Source organism: Vibrio sp. S234-5 (genome assembly GCF_000960595.1).
GTDB lineage: Bacteria > Pseudomonadota > Gammaproteobacteria > Enterobacterales > Vibrionaceae > Vibrio.
Genome location: NZ_JZAM01000431.1, coordinates 1 through 393 on the forward strand (window position 1 = coordinate 1; position 393 = coordinate 393).

General features: G+C 53.7%; 1 rRNA gene. It reads right to left on the reverse strand.

Annotation, left to right across the window (positions count from 1 at the left end):
* A 16S ribosomal RNA gene (locus UF06_RS22870) occupies positions 1-393 on the reverse strand; the annotation flags it as partial.

Here is a 393-nt window from a genome sequence, read left to right on the forward strand (position 1 = left end):
CCTGTCTAACGGTTCCAGAAGGCGCTCCCGCGTCACCGCAGGATTCTGTAGATGTCAAGAGTAGGTAAGATTCTTCGCATTGCATCGAATTAACCCACATGCTCCGCCGCTTGTGCGGGCCCCCGTCAATTCAATTGAGTTTTAATCTTGCGACCGTACTCCCCAGGCGGTCTACTTAACGCGTTAGCTCCGAAAGCCACGGCTCAAGGCCACAACCTCCAAGTAGACATCGTTTACGGCGTGGACTACCAGGGTATCTAATCCTGTTTGCTCCCCACGCTTTCGCATCTGAGTGTCAGTATCTGTCCAGGGGGCCGCCTTCGACACCGGTATTCCTTCAGATCTCTACGCAATTCACCGCTACACCTGAAATTCTACCCCCCTCTGCAGTAC